The sequence below is a fragment of the Pseudomonas baetica genome, assembly GCF_019733355.1.
Classification (GTDB): domain Bacteria; phylum Pseudomonadota; class Gammaproteobacteria; order Pseudomonadales; family Pseudomonadaceae; genus Aquipseudomonas; species Aquipseudomonas baetica_A.
This window is the reverse complement of record NZ_JAIHLQ010000032.1, coordinates 33,102-57,327: the sequence shown is the minus strand read 5'-3', so window position 1 is coordinate 57,327 and position 24,226 is coordinate 33,102. Positions and strand designations below refer to the sequence as shown.

Genomic DNA, 24,226 nt, shown 5'->3' with positions numbered 1-24,226 from the left:
AATTGCCGTCTATCCTTGGGGGTGTGACGGCCAAAGCCATCTGAATTACCTATTTTTTATTATTGAATCCTTAAAGGAGTGCGGCACATGTCAAAAGGGCATTCGCTACAAGACCCTTACTTGAATACTTTACGTAAAGAGAAAGTTGGGGTTTCCATCTACCTGGTCAACGGTATCAAACTGCAAGGCACGATCGAGTCGTTCGACCAGTTCGTGATCCTGCTGAAAAACACCGTCAGCCAGATGGTTTACAAACACGCTATCTCGACAGTAGTGCCGGTTCGTCCAATTCGTCTGCCTAGCGCAACCGAATCCGAAGCAGGTGATGCTGAGCCAGGTAACGCCTGATAGGAGTCTCCTTTGTTCTTTGAGCGCCACGGTGGTGGTGAGCGAGTGATCCTCGTTCACTTGGATGGACAGGACCCTGAGGCGCGCGAAGATCCGCAGGAGTTTCAGGAACTGGCTAATTCGGCGGGCGCCGAGACCGTTGCGTTTTTTAACGTGCCGCGTCATCGGCCAACCGCCAAATTCCTGATTGGCAGCGGCAAGGTTGAGGAACTACGCGACCTGGTTCATGCCGAAAAGGCCGATCTGGTGATTTTCAATCACATCCTCACGCCCAGTCAGGAACGTAACCTCGAACGTGTTTTCGAGTGTCGCGTGATCGACCGTACCGGTCTGATTCTCGATATTTTCGCCCAGCGCGCCCGTACCCATGAAGGCAAGCTCCAGGTCGAACTGGCCCAGCTTGACCACATGAGCACCCGCCTGGTCCGTGGCTGGACTCACCTTGAACGTCAAGGTGGTGGTATCGGCATGCGTGGTCCGGGTGAAACCCAATTGGAAACCGACCGCCGTCTGCTGCGGGTTCGCCTGCGACAGATCAAGGGCCGGCTGGAAAAAGTACGCAGCCAGCGCGAGCAATCGCGACGCGGCCGATCGCGTGCGGATATTCCTACCGTCTCATTGGTGGGGTATACCAACGCCGGTAAATCGACGCTCTTCAATAACGTGACGAAATCCGACGTGTACGCGGCTGACCAGTTGTTTGCCACGCTGGATCCGACCTTGCGCCGTCTGGAACTGGACGACCTGGGGCCGATCGTTCTGGCCGACACTGTGGGTTTCATACGTCACTTGCCCCACAAGCTGGTCGAAGCATTTCGGTCTACGCTCGAAGAGTCGAGCAACTCTGATTTGCTGTTGCATGTGATCGATGCGGCCGAGCCGGATCGCATGTTGCAGATAGAGCAGGTGATGGTGGTGCTGGGTGAGATCGGGGCGCAAGACTTGCCGATCCTTGAGGTATACAACAAACTCGATTTGCTTGAGGGTGTTGAGCCGCAGATCCAGCGCGATGCCGATGGCAAACCGCAACGGGTCTGGTTGTCGGCACGGGACGGTAGTGGTCTGGAGTTGCTTGAGCAAGCCATTGCCGAGTTGCTCGGCAGTGATTTGTTTGTGGGGACCTTGCGCTTGCCGCAGCGATTCGCTCGACTGCGTGCGCAGTTCTTTGAGCTCGGTGCGGTGCAGAAAGAAGAACACGACGAAGAAGGCATCAGTCTGCTGGCCGTTCGTTTGCCCCGGGTCGAGTTGAATCGACTGGTAAGCCGCGAAGGATTGCAGCCGATGGAGTTCATCGAGCAACACACTTTGCAATAAAAGCCTGAAAAAGCGGTTGTGCCGTGAAGGCAGGCATTCTGTAGCATTGGTCGGCGCGCCGTGGGTGCGTCTTTGCTTTATCAGATGGAGAGCGCTATGGCTTGGAATGAGCCGGGTGGCAACTCGAACAATCAGGATCCTTGGGGTGGCAAGCGCCGCAATAATGGCGACCGCAAGGGGCCACCGGATCTCGACGAGGCCTTCCGAAAGCTGCAGGAAAGCCTGAACGGGTTGTTCGGTGGTGGTAAGAAACGTGGTGATGACGGCGGTGGTTCGGGCAAGAGTGGAGGCGGCTTCGGCGGTCTGCTCGGCATCGGCCTGGTCGTACTGGCGGCTGTCTGGCTGTACAGCGCGGTCTACGTGGTGGACGAGCAGGAGCAAGCCGTCGTGCTGCGCTTCGGCAAATACTACGAAACCGTTGGCCCGGGTCTGAACATCTACTTCCCGCCGATCGATAAAAAGTACATGGAAAACGTCACGCGTGAGCGTGCCTACACCAAGCAGGGCCAGATGCTCACCGAAGACGAGAACATCGTCGAAGTGCCGCTGACCGTGCAGTACAAGATCAGCAACCTTCAGGACTTCGTGCTGAACGTCGATCAACCTGAAATCAGCTTGCAGCATGCGACCGACAGCGCCCTGCGCCATGTGGTGGGTTCGACCGCCATGGACCAGGTGCTGACCGAAGGTCGTGAGTTGATGGCCAGCGAAATCAAGGAGCGTCTGCAGCGCTTCCTCGATACCTATCGCACCGGTATCACCGTTACTCAGGTGAACGTGCAGAACGCGGCAGCCCCGCGTGAAGTGCAGGAAGCCTTCGATGACGTGATCCGCGCGCGTGAAGACGAGCAGCGTTCGCGTAACCAGGCAGAAACCTACGCCAACGGCGTCGTGCCGGAAGCGCGTGGTCAGGCCCAGCGTATCCTTGAGGATGCCAACGGTTACCGCGACGAAACGGTCTCTCGCGCCAAGGGTGAGGCAGATCGCTTCACTAAACTGGTCGCCGAATACCGCAAGGCACCTGAAGTTACCCGTGAGCGTCTGTACCTGGACACCATGCAGGAAATCTTCAGCAATACCAGCAAAGTGCTCGTGACTGGTAACAAGAACGGCCAGAGCAACCTGCTGTATTTGCCGCTGGACAAGATGATTCAGAGCGGTTCGGGTAGCAATGCACCGGTCACCGGTTCGGCTGCTGCCAGTAAAAACTCGGATGTCACGCCGCATGTCACTGACCTGCCGCAGTCGCGTACAAGGGAGACCCGCTGATGAGCAATAAATCGCTGATCGCCCTGATCGTTGGCGTCGTTGTGGTATTGGTTGGCTGGAACTGCTTCTACATCGTGTCTCAGACCGAGCGCGCGGTTATGCTGCAATTCGGTCGCGTGGTAGAGGCTGATGTTCAGCCGGGCCTTCATGTGAAAGTGCCTTACGTTAACCAGGTGCGTAAATTCGACGCACGTCTGATGACGCTGGATGCACCGACGCAGCGTTTCCTGACCCTGGAAAAGAAAGCCGTGATGGTCGATGCCTACGCCAAGTGGCGCGTGAAAGATGCCGAGCGCTTCTACACCGCGACTTCCGGCCTCAAGCAGATCGCCGACGAGCGTCTGTCCCGTCGCCTGGAATCCGGCCTGCGTGACCAGTTCGGTAAACGCACCCTGCATGAAGTGGTATCCGGTGAGCGCGATGCGCTGATGGCTGATATCACTGCTTCGTTGAACACGATGGCGGAGAAAGAGCTGGGTATTGAAGTGGTCGATGTCCGGGTCAAGGGTATTGATCTGCCGAAAGAAGTTAACCGCAGCGTGTTCGAGCGTATGAGCACCGAGCGTGAGCGTGAAGCTCGCGAGCACCGCGCCAAGGGTAACGAGCTGGCTGAAGGCATCCGTGCCGACGCCGATCGTCAACGCCGCGTTTTGCTGGCTGAAGCCTATCGTGAATCCGAAGAGGTTCGCGGTGACGGTGATGCCCAGGCTGCTGCGATCTACTCCAAGGCCTACGGTCAGGATCAGGAGTTCTACGCTTTCTATCGTAGCCTGCGCGCCTACCGTGAAAGCTTCGCAAACAAATCCGACGTCATGGTTCTCGACCCAAGCAGCGACTTTTTCCGTTACCTGGAAAAGTCCAAGCCTTGATACGACGTTGACCTGAATCACTCCGCCCGGCGGCTAAAATCTCGGGCGGGGTGATCCTTGGGGAAAACGTGTGTATGATGCGGCAGCCGGGAAATTCCCGGCTTTTTTGCGTCTGCACGTTTGATTGCTGTTTTTGCTGCAGAACATCGGGCTGAATAGCTCGACAGTTTTTCGAGGAAAGTGATGGGCGAGGCCGGTATCAGGCCTTTCGCTGCGTCGTTCATGCGCGTGCGTTTTGAATGGCCCGATCATTTTCTGCTTCACTCAAGGCTCGCCCTAGTGCTGGCCGCCCGGATCAAAGGGGAAGGCGTAATGGCAACGGTAGACCGCTGGCTGCTGCCAGATGGCATCGAAGAAGTACTGCCACCGGAAGCTGCGCGCATTGAAGTGGCGCGTCGTCAGGTGTTGGATCTGTTCCAGAGCTGGGGTTACGAGTTTGTCGTGACCCCCCATATCGAGTACCTGGAATCCCTGCTGACCGGCGCGGGCCAGGATCTGGATCTGCGTACCTTCAAGGTCATCGACCCGCAATCGGGCCGGCAGATGGGGTTCCGTGCCGACATCACGCCACAAGTGGCGCGCATCGACGCACACACCCTGCGTCGCGAAGGCCCGAGTCGTCTGTGCTATGCCGGCAGCGTGCTGCATGCCCAGCCGCGTGCACTGTCGTCTTCGCGCAGCCCGATCCAGTTGGGGGCCGAGTTGTACGGCGATGCCAGTCCGAGCAGCGACGTTGAAGTGATCAGCCTGATGCTGGCCATGCTGCACCTGGCCGATGTGCCTGATGTGCACATGGACCTTGGTCATGTCGGCATTTACCGAGGTCTGGCGCGCGCCGCCGGCCTGTCCGGTGAAGTTGAGCAGCAGTTGTTCGATGCGCTGCAACGCAAGGCGATCGACGAGGTCATTACTTTGACCGAAGGCTTGCCGGCCGATCTGTCCGGCATGCTGCGTGCGCTGGTCGACCTGTGTGGTGGCCGCGAAGTGCTGGTCGCCGCCCGTGAGCGTCTGGCCAATGCGCCGGCGCCGGTGCTGGCGGCACTGGAAGATTTGTTGGCAATCGCCGAGCGTCTGTCGGCGCGCTTCCCGCAGTTGCCGCTGTACTTTGATCTGGGCGAGCTGCGCGGCTACCACTACCACACCGGTGTAGTGTTCGCGGTGTTCGTGCCGGGCGTTGGCCAGTCCATCGCTCAGGGCGGTCGTTACGACGACATCGGTGCTGACTTCGGTCGCGCCCGTCCGGCGACCGGCTTCTCTACCGATTTGAAAACCCTGGTGACCCTGGGGCGTGCTGAAATCGAGCTACCGTCTGGCGGTATCTGGATGCCTGACAGTACGGATGCGGCACTCTGGCAGCAGGTTTGCCAGTTGCGCAGTGAGGGTCAGCGTGTTGTTCAGGCGTTGCCTGGACAACCTTTGGCCGCCGCCCGTGATGCGGACTGCGACCGGCAATTGATTCAGCAGAACGGGCTTTGGCAAGTATCGCCACTGGCTTCTTGAGTTTTCCTGCCGGCCATCGCCGGCACCAAGTTTGCGCGAATGAGGACAAGTGTTATGGGTAAGAATGTCGTAGTCCTGGGCACCCAGTGGGGTGATGAGGGCAAAGGCAAGATCGTTGATCTGCTGACCGAACATGCTGCCGCCGTAGTGCGCTACCAAGGTGGCCACAACGCTGGTCACACCCTGGTGATCGACGGCGAAAAAACCGTCTTGCACCTGATCCCGTCGGGCGTATTGCGCGAAGGCGTGCAGTGCCTGATCGGTAACGGCGTGGTGGTTGCACCTGACGCGCTGATGCGGGAAATCAACAAGCTGGAGGAGAAAGGCGTGCCGGTGCGCGAGCGCCTGCGTATCAGCCCGTCTTGCCCGCTGATCCTGTCCTACCACGTTGCGCTGGACCAGGCCCGTGAAAAGGCCCGTGGCGAGCTGAAGATCGGTACGACCGGTCGCGGCATCGGCCCGGCTTACGAAGACAAGGTTGCACGTCGCGGTCTGCGCATCGGTGACCTGTTCCACCGCGAGCGTTTCGCCGCCAAGCTGGGCGAGTTGCTGGATTACCACAACTTCGTACTGGTCAATTACTACAAAGAGCCGGCCATCGACTTCCAGAAGACTCTCGACGAGTGCATGGAATACGCTGAGCTGCTCAAGCCGATGATGCTCGACGTCACTGCCGAACTGCACGACCTGCGTCGCGCCGGCAAAGACATCATGTTCGAAGGCGCCCAAGGCTCGCTGCTGGACATCGACCACGGTACCTACCCGTACGTCACCAGCTCCAACACCACGGCTGGTGGCATCGCCACTGGTTCCGGTGTTGGTCCGATGTTCCTGGACTACATCCTCGGCATCACCAAGGCTTACACCACTCGTGTGGGTTCGGGACCTTTCCCGACTGAACTGTTCGACGATGTTGGCGCATTCCTGGCCAAACGTGGCCACGAGTTCGGTGCAACCACCGGTCGTGCCCGTCGTTGCGGCTGGTTTGACGCCGTCATCCTGCGTCGCGCTATCGATGTGAACAGCATCTCGGGCCTGTGCCTGACCAAGCTGGACGTACTGGACGGTCTGGAAACCATCAACATCTGCGTTGGCTACAAGAACGCTGATGGTGCAGTGATCGATGCACCAACTGACGCTGATAGCTACATTGGCCTTGAGCCGGTGTACGAGCAGATGCCGGGCTGGAGCGAATCCACCCTGGGTGCCAAGACCCTGGAAGAGCTGCCACAGGCTGCGCGTAACTACATCAAGCGCATCGAAGAGCTGGTCGGCGCGCCGATCGACATTATTTCGACGGGCCCGGATCGCAACGAAACCATCGTTCTGCGCCATCCGTTTGCTTGATAAGTCGTTGATGTAAAAAACAAAGGCCCCTTAATTGGGGCCTTTGTCGTTTATGCCTGTTGGACGGCATGACCTTTGCTGTGATTCTGTCTACAAGAGTGCCATCAAATTAATGGCGTCAGAAGTAGAGGTATTCACAGTGTCGGCCGTTCTCTCACTGTTACAAAGCCGTTTATTGCGGCCTGTATTCGTTACCCTTGGTATCGCCCTTTTGGTGCAGGTGTTGGTGGCTGTCGCCCTGACACGGAGCACGGTCACCGCGCTGGAAGCTGATCTGGCGGTGCGGCTCGGTGCTGACAGCCAGAAACTTTCCGGCGAACTGGAGCAGGCTGGGCGTGAAGTCACGTCGAGTCTTGACGCCTTGTCCGCCAACACTCGTCAGCGGCTGACCGCTGGTCTGTCGTCGCGTTTGAAGGAAGAGCAGGCACAACTTCGCGCGACACTGGAAAAGGATCTGCAGGATTCGGCCAATGACATGGCCCAATTGCTGGCTTCCGTTGCACCTCGCGCGATGTGGGATAGCGATGTACCGACTTTGTCCGAATTCGCCCGTCGCGCCCAGCGCAACCCCAACGTGCTGTTCGTTGTGTACGACGATGCGACCGGTCAGCACCTGACCCGTTATCTCAACCGCGAAAACCCGATCAACAAGGCCTTGCTGGAAAAGGGTCAAGGTGAGCGTGCGCTGGATAAAGTGCTGAATGCGGCGAAGAACGACCCTTCGGTCTATTACCTCGAAGCGTCGATCAATCCCAATGGCGTGGAAATCGGCAAGGTGTTGATGGGGGTCTCCACGGCGTCCGTAGAGACCGATCTGGCGGCGCTGGATAAACGCTTCTCGGCGTTGATCGCCAGCAGTGATCAGTTGGTTGGTGACAGCCTCAAAGGCGCGGCAGCCGACAGTGCGACCGCCATGCGCGCGCGCCTGCAATCGGCGCAGTCGACTGCGGCAGAAATGAAAGCCAATACCGCCAGTACCGTGCAGGACGCCGCTGCAACTCTGCGCTGGCGGATCGGCATGGGCCTGGCGTTGGTCGGTGCTGGTGTGCTGCTGTTGTTGGCCGTGGTGCTGGGTCATCGTGTGGTCAATCGCCTGAAGATGCTCAATGCTGCGATGGATGATCTCGCTGCGGGTGAGGGCGATCTGACCAAGCGTGTGCAAATCAACAGCAAGGATGAGATCGGCGACATGGCCTCGGCGGTCAATCGCTTTGTGGATAAGTTGCAGCCGATCGTGCGCGAGGCGGGCGACGTGGCTCAGCGCACTGGTGTGGAAATCGGTGCGATGACCCTGCGCAATGCCGGCGCGGATGCAGCGGCCGGGATGCAGCGCGACGAAGTGGCGGAAAGTCTGCGCGCACTGTCGCAAATGGCTGATGAGGCGCAATCGGAAAGCCATGCCATGCAGGCGGCGTTGAAGCAGGTGGTCGACATTCGACAGGCCACCGATGAAAACACCCGTACGTCGGCCAAGGTCGGCAGCCTGATCGAGGCGCTCGCCGGACAGGTCGATACCGGGGCAAAAGTCATCGAGCGACTGGCGCAGCAGAGCGAGCAGATTGAAGTAGTGCTGACAGTGATTCACGGGATTGCCGAGCAAACCAATTTGCTGGCGCTGAACGCTGCTATCGAAGCGGCGCGGGCGGGCGAGACCGGGCGCGGTTTCGCCGTGGTGGCAGACGAGGTTCGTGCGCTGGCGAGTAAAACCCAGAGTTCTACCGGCGACATTCAAGCGCACATTGTGGCTTTGCAGCAGGGCGCGCGTGAGGCGGTGGAGGCGATTGGTCAGGCTGGGCGTCAGGCCAGCGAAGGTTTGCTGGTGCTGCGTGATAGCGCGCGCTTACAGCAATCTGTGCAGGTGTCGGTCGAACAGGTGCACGCGGCAATTGGTTTGGCCACGCAGGCGGCGGCGCATCAGGCGCAAGGGGCTCAGGCAGTGCGTGGGCGGGTCGAGACGATTCATGCTCAAGCCGAGAAAGCCGCTCAAGCGGTGGTGGAGACCACGGCCAGTGGCAAGGTGCTGGATGGTTTGGCGGCCCAGCTCAAGGCGAGCCTGGGGCAATTCAGGGCGTGATTCAGGCCCGATTGCCAGTCGGCTCACTCCCACAGGGGAATGCATTCCACTCTGGGAGTGAGTCGGCTCGCGATGGCCGTTTCAGCGGCTCAGGTACATCCGGGTTGTCAGCAGATAAACCGGCAATCCAGAAACCACAATCAACAGCGCCGCATAAGGCGCTGCGGCTGCAAACTCGACATTCGCCGTATGCGCCCACACCTCGGTTGCCAACGTATTGAGACCGGTCGGACTCAGCAGCAAAGTCGCGGTCAATTCCTTCATAGCATCCAGAAACACCAACGCAAACGCTGCGCCCAATGCCGGGAAGATGATCGGCAGGGTCACCCGGCAAAACGCCGTAAACGACGATGCGCCCATTGTGCGTGCAGCCTCTTCCAGCTGCGGTGCTGCCTTGTTCAGTGCTGTGCGGATCGGAGCCTGAGCCAGCGGCAGGAACAACAGCGCATAAGCGATCAGCAACAGGCCGGACGTCTGATAGAGCACTGGTACGTAATGCAGGGCGAAATACACCAGCGTCAGCGCAATCACCAACCCCGGCAACGCATGCAGCAGATACGGCAAGCGTTCGGCCCAGATCGCCAGTTGGCCTTTATAGCGCACCACCAGCAGCCCGACCGGCACTGCCAGCAACAGGCACAGTGCCGCGCCACCCAGCGATAACGCCAGCGATGACAGCAGCGCCTCGGTAATGGCCGCAACCGGGAATGCAGCCGAAGAGCCCACAGCCAGCCAGTACGCCAGCATGCCCAGTGGAATCCCGCTGCCAATGATCGCCAGGATCAGGCAATACAACTGGCCGACCGCCGCCCAAGGTCCTAGCAGAACCTGTTCAGCCTGACGCGCCGCACCTTGCCCGGTGCGCACGTGCCGGCCCTTGCCGCGCACTCGCAGTTCCAACCACAGCAGCACCAGGCACAGCGCGAGCAGCACGGCGGACAGCATTGCCGCATTGGCGTTGCTGAATTCCAGTTCGAATTGTTGGTAGATCGCCGTGGTAAAGGTTTGCAGGCCAATGATCGACAGCGCGCCGAACTCCACCAGCATGTGTAAGGCGATCAGCAGCGAGCCGGCCAGCAGTGACGGCCAGAGCAGGGGCAGGGTGACCCGGAAAAAAACGCCCCAGCGATTCTGCCCCAGGGTGCGGGCTGACTCTTCGAGAGAAGGATCGAGATTGCGCAGAGTTGCCGCCACTGGCAGAAAGATCAGCGGGTATTTCGACAGGCTCATCACCAGAATCGCCCCGCCGAGGCCTTCGAACTGTGCGCTCAGCGAAACCCAGGTGAAGCTGCTGACAAACGCCGGAACCGCGAACGGCAAGCACAGGATCACACCCCACAAACGCCGCCCCGGCAGATTGCTGCGCTCCAGCAGCCAGGCCAGCGACAGACCGATCACGCCGCAGGTGATCGTCACGCCGACCATCAAGGCCAGCGTATTGCGCAGTAGACCGAAGACATAGGGGCGCCACAACAAATGCAGCGCCTCGGCCCAGCCGGCCTGCCAAGTCTTTATCCCAACGTAGGCCAGCGGCAACAGGCTCATGACCACCAATAACAATACCGGCAGCACCAGCCAGATCGATGGTCGCTTGCGCCGTGGCACGTAGCCCCCGCGCGCGGCGGGGGCGGATAACGATGCGGCCATCAGTTCAAGCCAACTTCACGTTCCAACTCCAGTGCCTCTTCGGCGTTGCCCAAATCGGCCGGCGTGACGTTCGGCCCTTCCAGTTCGCTGAACGGCTTGAGGCCGCGATCCGATTCCATGCCTTTGTGCAGCGGGTATTCGGCGGTGGTTTGGGTGATCACGCGCTGGCCTTCTTCGCTGGCCATGTAGGCGAGCAATTGCTGCGCTTCTTTTGGGTGTTCGCTGGATTTCAGCACGGCAGCACTGGAAACGGTAATCAAGCCGCCGACATCGCCACCGGTGAAGTAGTGCAGTTTGGAATCCAGTTGGCCTTTCTCGCGTTGCAGGGCAAACCAGTAGTAGTTGTTCACCAGTACAGCGGCAACTTCACCGTTCTCGACGGCTTTGAGCGCGACCATGTTGTTGCTGTAGGTCTTGCCGAAAGCGCGCAGGCCGGTCAGCCATTCTTCGGCGGCATCACGACCGTGCATCTTGATGATTGCTACGGCCTGTTCCTGGAAGGCGCCGCTGGTTGGCACAAAGCCGATCTTGCCCTGCCATTTCGGCTCGGAGAATTCCATCACCGACGTTGGCAGGTCTTTTTCGTCGATCAGTGTCGGGTTGAACGCGGCCACTCGAACGCGAGCGGTGACGCCGATCCAGGTACCGTTGCCAGCGACGTATTTTTTCGGCAGTACGGCCAGGGTGGCGTCATCGGTCTTGGCCAGCAGGCCCTGTTCGCCGAGGTTGTTCAGTGGAGGGGATTCTTCGGTGTAGATCACGTCGGCGGGGGAGCGGTCGCCTTCTTCGATGATCTGGCTGGCGAGCTGATTGCTGCTGCCTTTGCGGACATTGACGTGAATACCGGTCTTGGCTTCAAAGGCTTTGGCGATCGCGTCGCCGACTTCCTTGTGTTGGCCGTTATAGAGAGTCAGGGAAACCGCATCGGCAGCCTGGGCGAGGGGGGTGGCGAGTGCCAGGCCGAGGAGGGTGAAGGTAAAGCCTCGGCGCAGGGTATTTCGAAACGTCATTCGCAGGGTTCCTCACTGTCGCATTGCAAAAACTTGCAACAATGATAAACGATATTGTTTCTCAAATGCGCCTTGTGGCGTGGGCACAGGTTTGCTATCGCGAGGGGAATGGATTTTCAAATGCCAGAAACGCAAAAACCCGCTTTCGCGGGTTTCTGTGAAATCCAAGGCCTTAACCTTGAATTTGAATTGGTGCCCAGAAGAAGACTCGAACTTCCACGACCGTAAGGTCACCAGCACCTGAAGCTGGCGTGTCTACCAATTTCACCATCTGGGCAATCATCGCTAGCGTTGCCGCTGTTGATGTGGCGCACTATACGGAGCGCGTTTTAATCTGTAAACCCCTGATTTAATTTTAATAAATCAGTTTTAAGAAAACCGTTCCTTAGAATGCAAAAAACCCGCTTTCGCGGGTTTTGTGTGAGCCTTGAAACTGATCTAGTCTCAAGCTCTAAATTGGTGCCCAGAAGAAGACTCGAACTTCCACGACCGTAAGGTCACCAGCACCTGAAGCTGGCGTGTCTACCAATTTCACCATCTGGGCAGTATCGGCAGCGCATCTGCGTCATCGATGGCGCGCACTATACGGAGCGTCTTTTTAACTGTAAACCCCTGCCAGCAAAAAAAATGGTTTTTTTACCGGCGGTGTTCAAAACGGCTTTCCAGCTTCGATACAGGGCTTCAGAAGGGCCTTATAGAGTCGGAAATTTCCCGTTTGATGGCGCCTATGCCAAACTAACCCGTATATAGACAAGGTGAAAACTATCTAATGGCCGATTGGCAGTCCCTCGATCCCGAGGCCGCTCGTGAAGCGGAAAAATATGAAAACCCTATTCCTAGCCGCGAACTGATCCTGGCGCATCTCGCCGATCGGGGTTCGCCTGCTGCCCGCGAGCAACTGGTCGAAGAGTTTGGTCTGACCACAGAAGACCAGGTCGAAGCCCTGCGCCGCCGCCTGCGCGCCATGGAGCGCGACGCTCAACTGATCTACACCCGTCGTGGTACTTACGCACCGGTGGATAAGCTCGACCTGATCCTCGGTCGCATCAGCGGTCACCGTGACGGCTTTGGCTTCCTGGTGCCGGACGACGGTAGCGATGACCTGTTCATGAGCCCGGCGCAAATGCGCCTGGTGTTCGACGGTGATCGCGCGCTGGCCCGTGTTTCCGGCCTCGATCGTCGCGGTCGCCGCGAAGGTGTGATCGTTGAAGTGGTGACCCGTGCTCACGAAAGCATTGTCGGTCGCTACTTTGAAGAGGGCGGCATCGGCTTCGTCGTTGCGGACAATCCGAAGATCCAGCAAGAAGTGCTGGTGACCCCGGGTCGCAATGCCAACGCCCAGGTCGGCCAGTTCGTTGAGGTGAAGATCACTCACTGGCCGACGCCACGCTTTCAGCCGCAAGGCGATGTGGTTGAGGTGGTCGGCAACTACATGGCGCCGGGCATGGAAATCGATGTCGCCCTGCGTACCTACGACATTCCGCACGTCTGGCCTGAAGCGGTTCTCAAAGAAGCCGCCAAGCTCAAGCCGGAAGTGGAAGATAAAGACAAAGAGAAGCGCGTCGATCTGCGCCATCTGCCGTTCGTCACCATCGACGGCGAAGATGCCCGCGACTTCGACGATGCGGTCTATTGCGAAGCCAAGCCTGGCAAGCTGCGTCTGTTTTCCGGTGGCTGGAAGTTGTACGTGGCGATTGCCGATGTTTCCAGTTACGTGAAAATCGGCTCGGCGCTGGACAACGAAGCCCAGGTGCGCGGCAACTCGGTGTACTTCCCTGAGCGCGTAGTGCCGATGCTGCCAGAGCAGTTGTCCAACGGCCTCTGCTCGCTGAACCCGCATGTCGATCGTCTGGCCATGGTTTGCGAGATGACCATCTCCAAGTCTGGCGAAATGACTGACTACTGCTTCTATGAAGCGGTGATTCATTCCCACGCTCGTCTGACCTACAACAAGGTCAGCGCGATGCTGGAAACGCCGAAGGTTGTCGAAGCGCGTAAATTGCGTGGCGAATACACCGACGTCGTGCCGCACCTCAAGCAGCTTTATTCGCTCTACAAAGTGTTGCTGGCCGCCCGTCATGTGCGTGGCGCGATCGATTTCGAGACTCAGGAAACCCGGATCATCTTCGGTTCCGAACGCAAAATTGCCGAAATCCGTCCGACCATCCGTAACGATGCTCACAAGCTGATCGAGGAATGCATGCTGGCGGCCAACGTGGCCACCGCCGAATTCCTGAAGAAGCACGAAATCCCTGCACTGTACCGCGTTCACGCTGGCCCGCCGCCGGAGCGTCTGGAAAAGCTGCGCGCCTTCCTTGGCGAACTTGGCCTGTCCCTGCACAAAGGCAAGGACGGTCCGTCGCCGAAGGACTATCAGGCACTGCTGGCGAGCATCAAGGATCGTCCGGATTTCCACCTGATCCAGACCGTAATGCTGCGTTCGTTGAGTCAGGCAGTGTACAGCGCTGAAAACGATGGCCATTTCGGCCTGAATTACGAAGCCTATACCCACTTCACCTCGCCGATCCGTCGTTACCCGGACCTGCTTACGCACCGCGCGATCCGCAGCGTGATCCATTCCAAGCAAGACACCCCGCACGTTCGCCGTGCCGGTGCCATGACCATTCCGAAGGCACGCATCTATCCGTACGACGAAGCGGCGCTGGAGCAACTCGGCGAGCAATGCTCGATGAGCGAGCGCCGTGCCGATGAAGCGACCCGCGACGTAGTGAACTGGCTCAAGTGCGAGTTCATGAAGGATCGCGTGGGCGAATCGTTCCCGGGCGTGATCACCGCAGTGACCGGTTTCGGCCTGTTCGTCGAACTGACCGATATCTACGTCGAAGGCCTGGTGCATGTCACCGCGCTGCCGGGCGATTACTACCACTTCGACCCTGTGCATCACCGCCTGGCGGGCGAGCGCACCGGTCGTAGCTTCCGTCTCGGCGACACCGTTGAAGTGCGCGTGATGCGCGTCGATCTTGACGAGCGCAAGATCGACTTCGAGATGGCTGAAAAAACCATCAGCGCACCGATTGGTCGCAAAAAACGCGGTCACGAAACTGCAGCTCCAGCGTCCAGGGCTTCGGAAGAAAAGGCGCCGGCAAAAACCGCCAGTCGTCGTCCGGCCAAGGAAAAAGCTGCCGAAGCCTATCGCCCGAGCGATGCCGTGGCGAAAAACGCCGAGCTGCGTAAAAGCCGTGAAATGAAGAAAGCGCTGCTTTCCGACGCCAAAAACGGTGGTAAAGCGGCGTCCGGGGGAAAGACCGGGCGGTCGGCGCCTGAAAAGGCGACCGGCGGCAAACCAGCCAAACCGAGCAAGCACCGTAAAGGCCCGCCGAAGGCGGGTTCTGCTCCAGCCAAAAGTGGCGGAGCACGTAAACCGAAGGCGAAGTCATGAGTCAGTTGGAAAAAATCTACGGCGTTCACGCGGTAGAAGCGTTGCTGCGTCACCACCCTAAGCGCGTCAAGCAGATCTGGCTGGCTGAAAGCCGCAACGATCCGCGTGTGCAGACCCTGATCGAACTGGCCAATGAGAATCGTGTCCAGGTCGGTCAGGCTGAGCGACGTGAAATGGACGCTTGGGTTGAAGGCGTGCATCAGGGCGTGGTCGCGGACGTGAGTCCTAGCCAGGTCTGGGGCGAGGCGATGCTCGACGAGTTGCTTGATCGCACCGAAGGCGCGCCGCTGTTGCTGGTGCTCGACGGCGTGACCGATCCGCACAACCTCGGCGCCTGTCTGCGTTCGGCGGATGCTGCTGGTGCGCTCGCCGTGATCGTGCCCAAAGACAAGTCGGCGACCCTGACGCCCGTCGTGCGTAAAGTGGCCTGCGGTGCGGCGGAAGTGATTCCGCTGGTGGCAGTGACCAACCTTGCGCGCACACTGGAAAAGTTGCAGCAGCGTGGGCTCTGGGTTGTCGGTACGGCGGGCGAGGCCGAGGTCAGCATTTATGACCAGGACCTGACCGGCCCGACCATCCTGATCATGGGCGCCGAAGGCAAAGGCATGCGTCGCCTGACTCGCGAACATTGCGACTATCTGGTCAACCTGCCGATGGCCGGTAGCGTCAGCAGTCTCAACGTGTCCGTGGCGACGGGTGTATGCCTGTTCGAAGCGCAGCGCCAGCGTGGCGTCAAAGCCAAGGCCTCCGCCAAGAAATAAAGTTGTATGCAATCAATTGTGGGAGCGGGCTTGCTCGCGAAAGCGCAGTGTCAGTCGACAACAATGTTGCCTGATGTATCGCATTCGCGAGCAAGCCCGCTCCCACATTGGTTTGTGGTGAAGGCAGGATTGGTGGTTGTTCAAATAATCACCAATTGCCTTGCACCTCTGCAGTCCCTTCTCTACAATTGCGCCCCTTGCTGTCACGGCAGGCACGCATGTGCCCCGCACCGGCAAGTCCATAAGTGTCATTCACTCCTTGTCTGACCGTTTTTGAGCGGCAGGCTACAACCCGTAAGGAGCATTCATGCGTCATTACGAAATCATCTTTTTGGTCCACCCGGATCAAAGCGAGCAAGTCGGCGGCATGGTTGAGCGTTACACCAAGCTGATCGAAGAAGACGGCGGCAAAATCCACCGTCTGGAAGATTGGGGCCGTCGTCAACTGGCCTACGCAATCAACAATGTTCACAAGGCTCACTACGTGATGCTGAACGTTGAGTGCACTGGCAAGGCCCTGGCCGAGCTGGAAGACAACTTCCGCTACAACGATGCAGTGATCCGTAACCTGGTCATCCGTCGCGAAGAAGCCGTTACCGGCCAATCCGAGATGCTCAAGGCTGAAGAAAACCGCAGTGAGCGCCGTGAGCGTCGCGACCGTCCTGAGCACGAAGGCGCTGATAGCGCTGATAGTGATGACAGCGACAACAGCGATAACGCTGACGAGTAATCCACGGACCTTTTAAGGAGCCTATCAAATGGCACGTTTCTTCCGTCGTCGTAAATTCTGCCGCTTCACCGCTGAAGACGTGAAAGAGATCGATTACAAAGATCTCAACACTCTGAAAGCCTACGTATCCGAGACCGGCAAAATCGTTCCAAGCCGCATCACCGGTACCAACGCTCGTTATCAGCGTCAGCTGGCCACCGCTATCAAGCGCGCCCGCTTCCTGGCCCTGCTGGCCTACACCGACAGCCACGGCCGCTGAGACCGGGCAGTCGACAAGTAGCAAAGGATTGAATGCATGCGTGCCTTAGCTGAGTTCATCATGCGAGGCCGTATGCAGGCCACTCTCGTGGTGGCCGGATGTGCAACATTGCCGTTGTTGTATTGGTTGGGTGCTGCCGCCGGGAGCCTTGTGCTTCTGCGGCGCGGATTGACGGACGCCCTTGGCGTTCTGTCCCTGGGGCTGCTGCCGGCATTGGTCTGGTGGTTGTATGCCGACGATCCACGCGCACTTTTAGTGCTGCTGGGGTCTTCGGGGCTTGCGTTGGTTTTGCGCGCAAGTGAATCCTGGGTTCGCACGTTGCTGGTCAGCGTAGCAATTGGAGTGGTGTTTTCAGTGGTGCTCGGGGCGGCGTTTGCAGCCCAGATCGAGATGCTCGCGCAGGCCCTTATAAAGGTCATGCCAGCGCTTCTCGGTGAGACCTACAAGCAATTGTCGGTCGAAGAGCAAGCGCGTTTCGCGTCCCTGATTGCACCGGTCCTGACCGGGCTGATTGCGGCTTTGTTGCAGATCGTCAGCGTGCTGAGCCTGATTGTCGGGCGTCATTGGCAGGCGTTGTTGTACAACCCGGGTGGTTTTGGTCGCGAGTTTCGCGCCATCCGAATCCCGCTGGGGCCGGCGATGTTACTGCTGGCGTTGATGCTTCTGGGCCCGAATCTCGGTGCACAGATGGCCATGTTGACGCCGTTGTGCAGTGTACCGCTGGTGTTCGCCGGACTTGCCCTGATTCACGGGCTGGTCGGGCAGAAGCGACTGGCCGGTTTCTGGCTGGTGGGGTTGTACGTCACGCTGTTGCTGTTCATGCAGCTGATCTATCCGTTGCTCGTGGTTCTGGCCATTGTCGACAGCCTGATTGATTTTCGCGGTCGTCACGTGTCGAAAGACACCGACAGCGCGAACGGTGAAGGTTAAAAGTTAAGAGGATTTCCACATGCAACTGATCCTTCTGGAAAAAATCGCCAACCTGGGCAACCTGGGCGACAAAGTAAACGTTAAGGCCGGTTACGGCCGTAACTACCTGCTGCCTTTCGGCAAAGCTACCGCTGCGACCGCTGCCAACCTGGCTGCATTCGAAGAGCGTCGTGCTGAGCTGGAAAAAGCTGCCGCAGACCGTAAAGCATCGGCTGAAAGCCGTGCTGCCCAACTGGCCGAGCTGGAAGTGACCATCACTGCCACCGCTGGCGACGAAGGCAAGCTGTTCGGTTCGATCGGTACTCACGACATCGCTGACGCACTGACCGCCTCCGGCGTTGAAGTTGCGAAAAGCGAAGTTCGTCTGCCGAACGGCACCATCCGCAACGTAGGCGAATTCGACGTAGCCGTGCACCTGCACGCCGAAGTTGAAGCCACCGTACGCGTTGTCGTGGTAGCAGCTTAAGCAACACCTGATCGGCTGGCGGCTTGCCCGTCAGACGGTTAACATCGGGCACGATCCTGTTTACAGGTCGTGCCCTTTGTCTTTCTGGTACTCCCGTTTTCAACCCTGACTCCAAGTGGCCATGAACGAAATCTCCGCTCCTGAGCAATACGATCTGCAAACCGCTGCCCTGAAGGTGCCGCCGCATTCCATCGAAGCCGAACAGGCTGTACTCGGTGGCCTGATGCTGGACAACAACGCCTGGGAACGCGTGCTCGATCAAGTCTCCGATGGCGATTTTTATCGACATGACCACCGTCTGATCTTCCGTGCGATCGCCAAACTGGCCGATCAGAACTCCCCGATTGACGTCGTGACCCTTGCCGAGCAATTGGACAAGGAAGGTCAGACTTCGCAAGTCGGTGGCCTCGGTTATCTCGGCGAACTGGCGAAAAACACGCCGTCCGTCGCCAACATCAAGGCCTATGCGCAGATCGTTCGCCAGCGAGCGACGTTGCGCCAACTGATCGGCATCAGTACCGAGATCGCCGACAGCGCTTTCAACCCGGAGGGCCGCACCGCCGAGGAAATCCTCGACGAAGCCGAGCGCCAGATCTTCGCGATTGCCGAGGCTCGCCCGAAAACCGGTGGCCCGGTGGGCGTGAATGACTTGTTGACCAAGGCCATTGATCGCATCGACACCTTGTTCAACACCGACAACGCCATCACCGGCCTGTCCACCGGTTACACCGACCTCGACGAGAAAACCAGCGGGCTGCAACCGGCCGACCTGATCATCGTCGCGGGCCGTCCATCGATGGGTAAAACCACCTTCGCCATGAATCTGGTGGAAAACGCCGTACTGCGCAGCGACAAAGCGGTGCTGGTGTATTCCCTCGAGATGCCAGGTGAATCGCTGGTCATGCGTATGCTCTCCTCGTTGGGGCGGATTGATCAGACCAAGGTGCGTTCTGGCCAATTGGAAGATGATGACTGGCCGCGCCTGACCTCGGCGGTAAACCTGCTTAACGATCGCAAACTGTTCATCGACGATACCGCCGGCATCAGCCCGTCTGAAATGCGTGCGCGTACCCGACGTCTGGCGCGGGAACACGGTGACATCGGCCTGATCATGATCGACTACCTGCAACTGATGCAGATTCCAGGATCGGGCGGTGACAACCGAACCAACGAGATTTCCGAGATCTCGCGTTCCTTGAAAGCCCTGGCCAAGGAGTTCAACTGCCCGGTGGTTGCGCTGTCGCAGCTCAACCGCTCCCTGGAGCAACGACCGAACAAGCGACCCATCAACTCCGACCTCCGGGAGTCCGGAGCGATCGAGCAGGACGCCGACGTCATCATGTTCGTGTACCGGGACGAGGTGTATCACCCGGAAACCGAGCACAAAGGCATCGCCGAAATCATCATCGGCAAACAGCGGAACGGGCCTATCGGCTTTATCCGCCTGGCGTTCATCGGCAAATACACGCGTTTCGAAAACCTCGCGCCGGGCAGTTACAACTTCGACGACGACGAATAATGGCTGGCCGAAATCATTCGGCCAGCGCTCCTCCTTTCGTGCGTTATTCCGTTGTGCCGCCTGCCTCCTCGTCAGTGTTGGCGGCTGGATGCTCACTCAGTTCCTGTCGAGACAACGACTCGATCAGCGCCTCTTCCTCGGTCGCCAGTGATTTTTGCAGCGCCTTGGATTGCGCGTCGTAATCGTTAAACCCAAGCGTGTTGGCTGCGTGCGCGTCGTCGAGGGTCGCTTGTCGATCCTGGAACGTCTGGCGGTGTGCTTCGAACTGCGACCGGTACTTGTGAGTGACGAATTCCTGCCAGAACTCCCTCGACACCAGTGCCTCGAACTCTTCAGGGGAGTTATCCATAGCGATGACTTTTTTGTACGCAGCATTCAATTGCGCTTTTGACACATTGGCCAGCCGGGCAAATCCCATTTGCTCGGGTTGTCCCGGCAGTTGCAGCCGGTCTTTCAGGAAGTATCGATAGGCGAGTCTGATTTCGACTTCCTCTGGTACGTGTGGCGCTGGAAGGGCCGCGTCTCTCTGAGGTTCCATCGCTTCGATGATTCTTGCCTCCCGCTGCGCAATGTCCGCCGATGCGATTTTGTCGACCTCATGCAAGCGGAACAATGCTTTGGACAGCGCAGACAGTTGCGGGCCCTGTGCTTCGTCCTGAGCCTGGGCACGAGCATCGTGCGCCATTGCCCGGGTTTCCAGATTAGCGAACGTGAAGGCCGCCCGATCACAGCAGGCCGCTTCGCCTGCCCGATCAAACACCTCCTTGCGCAGGCGTTCGGACGCCGGACTGTTTTCGGTAATGCTGTCGATCAGCTTCCAGACTCGGCGCTGAAGCTCGTTGTGGCCGGCGGGAACCTCGATCAAGCGTTCAAGCGTATTGAACAGACCATCCGAGCGTTGTTCATCACGCAGTGTTTGCCATTGGATTCTTCTGGCTGATACCTGATCTGCCGATAGCCCGATTGTCCAGCGCGTCATTGGATCATTTGCTGGAGCCCGGATGACTGCCCGGACATGGCCGCGCGCCGTAGCGACCAGATCGCGCTGGCTAGTCATCGGTATTTCGGCTTCGATAAGACGGTTGTTGTATTGTTCCAGCCGCGTGCGGGTGGCCGCTGACAATGGATTGTTAGTGATGCTGGTCACGTTATTGACCCGCGCGCTGTTTGCGAGTCGTTCGGCCGGTGGGGTTATGACCGCATCGGGGATTTCCTCGATCCGATTGTTGTTCAGATTCACGATGCCCAGCAGTGGCTGATCGGCAAGGCCGGCAGGGAAGGTGTTGATGCCTGTGTTTGCCAGATCAAGCTCGCGCATGTCGGTTATCCGGGTGAAATCCGGGGTGATACCGAGTTGCGGATTTTCATGCAGCCACAAGGCTCGCAATGTTGTGCGCTGTGACAGAACGCGGGCAGTGTCGGCGGTCAGGATAATCCGGTTTTTTTGCAGAAACAGACGAGTCAGCCCGTTCATTTCTCCACGCGCTGGAGGCAATTCACGCAGTTGGTTGTGCGACAGATTCAGCCAGCGCACATGGCGGAAATGGGTCAGAAAACCTTCTGGTGAGGTGCTCAGATTCATGTTGTTCAGTTTGAGCGAACCGACGTGACTGAAGTCCGCGTCGATGTCTGGCAGGCTCGGCAGGCGCAAGCCGCCGAGATCCAGTTCCAGGCCGATGGGGGTACCGTCATTGGCATGTTTCTGCGGTGTTTCCCGCCTCCAGCAACTGAGAATCCTCTCACTTGCGGTGACACGGTCAGGACGGGTTTGCGCATTGACCGCTAACTGATTCGCCCGAATGTAGCCTGCGCGGTTGCCTCCTCCAGAAAAAACCCAATCGTCGAGCTGACTTTTCAATACGCCGTGTTCCCGTTCAAGGCTGTTGAGTTTCGTTGCTGCCGCGGTATCACTCTCAAAACTCCAGAGGTATTCCCTGCACTCCTTGATGTCCTTGCCTGGAAATAGTCGCCGATACCGCTGCGCGGGGGAGTTATCGGTATCAAATATCACTCCATGGTAAGAGGTCAGAAGATCGGGATGTTCCTCGTTCACTCGACGCCAGTAGTCGTCGAATTTTCTCCAGTAATCGGCAGGGAAATTGTTGCCACCGAGTGACGCGGTTCTATTGATCTGGGCGATCGTCAGCAACTGTTCGGGCGCAGGATTGAGAAATGCCTGCGGCACTTCACTCAAGCGGTTATCGCGCAGATCAAAAATGAGCAGGCCGGTCTTGTCCTGCAATCCAGTCGGCCATTGATTGATTCCCGTGTTATTCAGCACCAGGTATTTCAGCTTGGACATCTTGCTGAAGTCAGGGGTTAGCGTGAGCGTTGGATTGTCAGAAAGATTGATGATCTCCAGATGACTCATGGCGCTGAGCGTTGCAGCGCTTTGCTCGTCCAGTGCAAGGTAGTTGTTGCTCAGGTCCAGGTTGTTCAATTTGTCCATCGCGCCAATTTGCCCCGGTAACGTTTCAATCCTGGATTGGGTGATGGACAAGCGCTCCAGATTGGGAAAGCTGGACAGAAATGTATCGGCATCGCCCGACCAGATAACAGAGCTGAGACTGAGGTGCTTTACATGACTGAAGTCCACGCTCAGCGCCGGGAGTGGCGCGTTGATGGAAGACAGCCTGAGCATTTCCCCCGAGTCCTGAAGCCAGCAGTCCTTGAGGGTTTGGGCGACACGTTGCGCTTGTCTTTTCGCGGGTGTGTCGACGGCGGACGGCTCGAGTTGACTGTCGGCGACATAGGCATCGAGCTGGCTTTCCAGTAAATCCAGTTCTTGAAGGCGTCGACCCAGTGTTGCTTCTGCCTCAGGACCCAATCCGATAAAAAACTCTCTGGCCTCTTGTGCATTCTTCTCCGGATGCAGCCGCTGCACGTTGGCGACCTCCGGGATATCACCGTCAAGCCTGAACGCGCCGGGCAGGCTGTTGTTGCCCAGTTCAGGATGATCGGCAGTGACGCGTTGCCAATACACTTCAAGCGTTTTCCAGTAGCCGGCAGGAAATGGATTGCCTTCAAACTGCGTGACGCCGTTGATCCGGGCGATAGCTTCGAATTGATCGGGTGAGGGGGAAAGGATGGCCGATGGCACTTCGGTCAGCCGGTTGTTGCGCAGGTCGACCTGTTTGAGTCCGGACTGGTGCTGCAAGCCGATAGGCCACTGATCCAATTGTGTATTGCTCAGGTTCAGCGTTTTGAGTTCGCTCATGCCGGTGAAATCAGGTGGCTTGCCCAGCGGATTGCCCGATAGATCAAGGTTTTGAAGTTGGTCGAGTGCGCTCAGCTTTGCCGAGGTTTGTGCATTGAGCACAATACGGTTCGAACTCAGATCCAATGTGCTCAGGTGGGGCATGTGCGCTACGGCGGCAGGCAGTGTATCGAGCGAGGAGTGGGTCACTGTCAGACGTTCCAGTCCGGAGAACCCACTGAGGAATGTTTCGGCGGTGTCTGACCAAGTGACGGCGTCCAGATCCAGGCGCCGGATATGGCTGAAATCCGCTGTTAATGCTGGCAGCGTTCCACCACCCGGCTCAAGCCTGAATGAATCCCCGGTCTGCTGGCGCCAGCAGCGCTTGATGTCATTGGCGACCTGTTGTGCCCAGCCTTTTGCTGTTGCCTGAGGCGAAGCGTTGGAGGTGTTTCTGATCCAGACCTTCAGTTCGGCCTTGAGTGTCTTGTAGTCGGTTTCGCGACGGGTCAAACCGTCGCGTACATCACTGCCCAGCGAACGAATAAAGTCGCTGATCTGATCCTCGGTGTGGTCCGGGAACAGTTTTTGGGCGCGGGACTCTGGGCTGCGCAGTCGGTTGAGCATCAGCGAGAGTCTGTCCGGCAGGCTCAAGGATGCTGTGGGGTTGCCGTCACTGCGCACCATCCCGCCGGCACCGGCTACCGTTATCCCGACCCAGCCTTGTACGGCATCGAAAACGATGGGTTCCGACCTTCCCGGACGTGTCGCGACATACAGATTGCCGTTGTCTCTGGACACAGGGTCTTCGCTTCGCACGATGCGCATTACGGTGGCCAGCGGGGTTGATGCTTCTGGGTCGTGCAGCACCTGGTACGTGTGATTCTCGATCACCACGTAGAGTTTGCCGTCGAACTGATGCAGGCCATTGCTATCGGGGGTTGCGTCGCTCAAGTCCAGTCCGGTGCGCAAAGCCTCCAAGCGTGTGGAGGATAACGCGAAGGTCATGGGCTCGAAGTCTTCCAGCGGGTGCCACAAGCCGCTGGCGGTGTCACGCAGCATCACCGGACCTGTCGGTTTCGTCTCTTTCGGCAGTGCGGCCCGGTACAGTCCCGTGTCCGGATCTCGCTTGACCGGCACGATTGCGCCCCCTGGTTCGTCGACGTATCGGCGTCCCTTGTATGTCCTGAAACCCTCGGCATCGGCGACCGCCAACGTGGGCGGCGCGCTGATCCGGTAATGCTCCAGCGACTGAACGGTTGGTGTGGGGGTGGCGCCGAGAGTCATTGTTTCAGTTGTTTCGTGAACCGTGACCGGCGGTGCCGGCCTGATTGCATCGAGATCGACACCGCCGGTGTTTCTGTTCGATACCAACGGATTTTCACCCAGGCGCAGGGGGGGCGCGCCAGTGTTGATGCGCGGCGGATTTGCTTGCGGCGATGGGCCTGGGCGCTGGTGTACATCGACAGAGGCGTTGCCTCTGACAGGTGGTTTTGGCGACATTGTTTCTTCCTTGATGGGGCGCTTATCAGTCCCCGCGAGGGCGCGCTGATAAGCGTTCGGCGTCATTGCCTGTTTGTCCTGGGG

General features: G+C 58.4%; 17 protein-coding genes and 2 tRNA genes. 14 read left to right on the top strand and 5 right to left on the bottom strand.

Annotation, left to right across the window (positions count from 1 at the left end):
* The first annotated feature begins 87 nt into the window (after positions 1–87).
* The 7 genes from hfq (at position 88) to K5E40_RS24900 (ending at position 8,721) form a co-directional block, all read left to right on the top strand.
* Entirely contained in the window at positions 88–348 is a 261-nt protein-coding gene (hfq, locus tag K5E40_RS24930; protein ID WP_007902656.1) for an RNA chaperone Hfq, read from the top strand.
* 12 nt (positions 349–360) lie between these two features.
* Positions 361–1,662, top strand: coding sequence for a ribosome rescue GTPase HflX (hflX, locus tag K5E40_RS24925; protein ID WP_095187332.1), 1,302 nt, complete (start codon positions 361–363; stop codon positions 1,660–1,662).
* 96 nt (positions 1,663–1,758) lie between these two features.
* On the top strand, positions 1,759–2,931 hold the full coding sequence (gene hflK / locus K5E40_RS24920) for an FtsH protease activity modulator HflK (protein WP_221733093.1): 1,173 nt from the start codon (positions 1,759–1,761) through the stop codon (positions 2,929–2,931).
* Positions 2,931–3,800, top strand: a complete 870-nt coding sequence (hflC, locus tag K5E40_RS24915) for a protease modulator HflC (RefSeq protein WP_221733092.1) — start codon at positions 2,931–2,933, stop codon at positions 3,798–3,800. The genes hflK and hflC overlap by 1 nt, the downstream gene beginning before the upstream one ends.
* A gap of 312 nt (positions 3,801–4,112) precedes the next feature.
* Positions 4,113–5,300, top strand: a complete 1,188-nt coding sequence (locus K5E40_RS24910; protein WP_221733091.1) for an ATP phosphoribosyltransferase regulatory subunit — start codon at positions 4,113–4,115, stop codon at positions 5,298–5,300.
* Positions 5,301–5,354: 54 nt separating this feature from the next.
* The gene (locus K5E40_RS24905) at positions 5,355–6,647 is read left to right on the top strand and encodes an adenylosuccinate synthase (RefSeq protein ID WP_221733090.1); all 1,293 of its coding nucleotides are present in this window, start codon (positions 5,355–5,357) and stop codon (positions 6,645–6,647) included.
* Between the two features lie 139 nt (positions 6,648–6,786).
* Positions 6,787–8,721: a methyl-accepting chemotaxis protein gene (locus K5E40_RS24900; protein ID WP_221733089.1), complete on the top strand. Its 1,935-nt coding sequence runs from the start codon at positions 6,787–6,789 to the stop codon at positions 8,719–8,721.
* 81 nt (positions 8,722–8,802) lie between these two features.
* Here K5E40_RS24900 and K5E40_RS24895 read toward each other — a convergent pair whose 3' ends face one another.
* The 4 genes from K5E40_RS24895 to K5E40_RS24880 all read right to left on the bottom strand — a co-directional run bounded on the left by K5E40_RS24895 (position 8,803) and on the right by K5E40_RS24880 (position 11,922).
* Complete coding sequence (locus K5E40_RS24895; protein WP_221733088.1) at positions 8,803–10,368, bottom strand: iron ABC transporter permease; 1,566 nt, start codon at positions 10,366–10,368, stop codon at positions 8,803–8,805.
* A complete protein-coding gene (locus tag K5E40_RS24890) occupies positions 10,368–11,378 on the bottom strand; it encodes an extracellular solute-binding protein (protein ID WP_221733087.1) in 1,011 nt (336 codons plus the stop codon). Before K5E40_RS24890 ends, K5E40_RS24895 begins: the two co-directional genes overlap by 1 nt.
* A 190-nt stretch (positions 11,379–11,568) precedes the next feature.
* A tRNA-Leu gene (locus K5E40_RS24885) sits at positions 11,569–11,655 on the bottom strand.
* 180 nt (positions 11,656–11,835) lie between these two features.
* Positions 11,836–11,922, bottom strand: a tRNA-Leu gene (locus tag K5E40_RS24880).
* 225 nt (positions 11,923–12,147) lie between these two features.
* Between K5E40_RS24880 and rnr the strand changes: the two genes are divergently transcribed.
* The 7 genes from rnr (at position 12,148) to dnaB (ending at position 19,443) form a co-directional block, all read left to right on the top strand.
* Positions 12,148–14,778: a ribonuclease R gene (gene rnr / locus K5E40_RS24875; protein ID WP_221733086.1), complete on the top strand. Its 2,631-nt coding sequence runs from the start codon at positions 12,148–12,150 to the stop codon at positions 14,776–14,778.
* On the top strand, positions 14,775–15,539 hold the full coding sequence (rlmB, locus tag K5E40_RS24870) for a 23S rRNA (guanosine(2251)-2'-O)-methyltransferase RlmB (RefSeq protein ID WP_221733085.1): 765 nt from the start codon (positions 14,775–14,777) through the stop codon (positions 15,537–15,539). Before rnr ends, rlmB begins: the two co-directional genes overlap by 4 nt.
* A 307-nt stretch (positions 15,540–15,846) precedes the next feature.
* Entirely contained in the window at positions 15,847–16,269 is a 423-nt protein-coding gene (rpsF, locus tag K5E40_RS24865) for a 30S ribosomal protein S6 (RefSeq protein ID WP_003236224.1), read from the top strand.
* 28 nt (positions 16,270–16,297) lie between these two features.
* Complete coding sequence (gene rpsR / locus K5E40_RS24860) at positions 16,298–16,528, top strand: 30S ribosomal protein S18 (protein WP_221733084.1); 231 nt, start codon at positions 16,298–16,300, stop codon at positions 16,526–16,528.
* Positions 16,529–16,564: 36 nt separating this feature from the next.
* A complete protein-coding gene (locus tag K5E40_RS24855) occupies positions 16,565–17,458 on the top strand; it encodes a hypothetical protein (RefSeq protein WP_221733083.1) in 894 nt (297 codons plus the stop codon).
* A 19-nt stretch (positions 17,459–17,477) separates the two neighbouring features.
* A complete protein-coding gene (rplI, locus tag K5E40_RS24850) occupies positions 17,478–17,924 on the top strand; it encodes a 50S ribosomal protein L9 (RefSeq protein ID WP_003186385.1) in 447 nt (148 codons plus the stop codon).
* Between the two features lie 121 nt (positions 17,925–18,045).
* On the top strand, positions 18,046–19,443 hold the full coding sequence (gene dnaB / locus K5E40_RS24845) for a replicative DNA helicase (RefSeq protein ID WP_034149637.1): 1,398 nt from the start codon (positions 18,046–18,048) through the stop codon (positions 19,441–19,443).
* Positions 19,444–19,486: 43 nt separating this feature from the next.
* Here the strand turns inward: dnaB and K5E40_RS24840 are convergent, their stop codons facing one another.
* Positions 19,487–24,208 (bottom strand): NEL-type E3 ubiquitin ligase domain-containing protein, encoded by a 4,722-nt coding sequence (locus K5E40_RS24840; protein WP_260456014.1) that lies wholly within the window; start codon positions 24,206–24,208, stop codon positions 19,487–19,489.
* Between the last annotated feature and the right edge of the window lie 18 nt (positions 24,209–24,226).

Coding starts and splice junctions, on each gene's coding strand:
- hfq (WP_007902656.1), top strand. CDS start 88: ATGTCAAAAGGGCATTCGCTACAAGACCCTTACTTGAATACTTTACGT.
- hflK (WP_221733093.1), top strand. CDS start 1,759: ATGGCTTGGAATGAGCCGGGTGGCAACTCGAACAATCAGGATCCTTGG.
- hflC (WP_221733092.1), top strand. CDS start 2,931: ATGAGCAATAAATCGCTGATCGCCCTGATCGTTGGCGTCGTTGTGGTA.
- K5E40_RS24910 (WP_221733091.1), top strand. CDS start 4,113: ATGGCAACGGTAGACCGCTGGCTGCTGCCAGATGGCATCGAAGAAGTA.
- K5E40_RS24905 (WP_221733090.1), top strand. CDS start 5,355: ATGGGTAAGAATGTCGTAGTCCTGGGCACCCAGTGGGGTGATGAGGGC.
- K5E40_RS24895 (WP_221733088.1), bottom strand. CDS start 10,368: ATGGCCGCATCGTTATCCGCCCCCGCCGCGCGCGGGGGCTACGTGCCA.
- K5E40_RS24890 (WP_221733087.1), bottom strand. CDS start 11,378: ATGACGTTTCGAAATACCCTGCGCCGAGGCTTTACCTTCACCCTCCTC.
- rnr (WP_221733086.1), top strand. CDS start 12,148: ATGGCCGATTGGCAGTCCCTCGATCCCGAGGCCGCTCGTGAAGCGGAA.
- rlmB (WP_221733085.1), top strand. CDS start 14,775: ATGAGTCAGTTGGAAAAAATCTACGGCGTTCACGCGGTAGAAGCGTTG.
- rpsF (WP_003236224.1), top strand. CDS start 15,847: ATGCGTCATTACGAAATCATCTTTTTGGTCCACCCGGATCAAAGCGAG.
- rpsR (WP_221733084.1), top strand. CDS start 16,298: ATGGCACGTTTCTTCCGTCGTCGTAAATTCTGCCGCTTCACCGCTGAA.
- K5E40_RS24855 (WP_221733083.1), top strand. CDS start 16,565: ATGCGTGCCTTAGCTGAGTTCATCATGCGAGGCCGTATGCAGGCCACT.
- rplI (WP_003186385.1), top strand. CDS start 17,478: ATGCAACTGATCCTTCTGGAAAAAATCGCCAACCTGGGCAACCTGGGC.
- dnaB (WP_034149637.1), top strand. CDS start 18,046: ATGAACGAAATCTCCGCTCCTGAGCAATACGATCTGCAAACCGCTGCC.
- K5E40_RS24840 (WP_260456014.1), bottom strand. CDS start 24,208: ATGACGCCGAACGCTTATCAGCGCGCCCTCGCGGGGACTGATAAGCGC.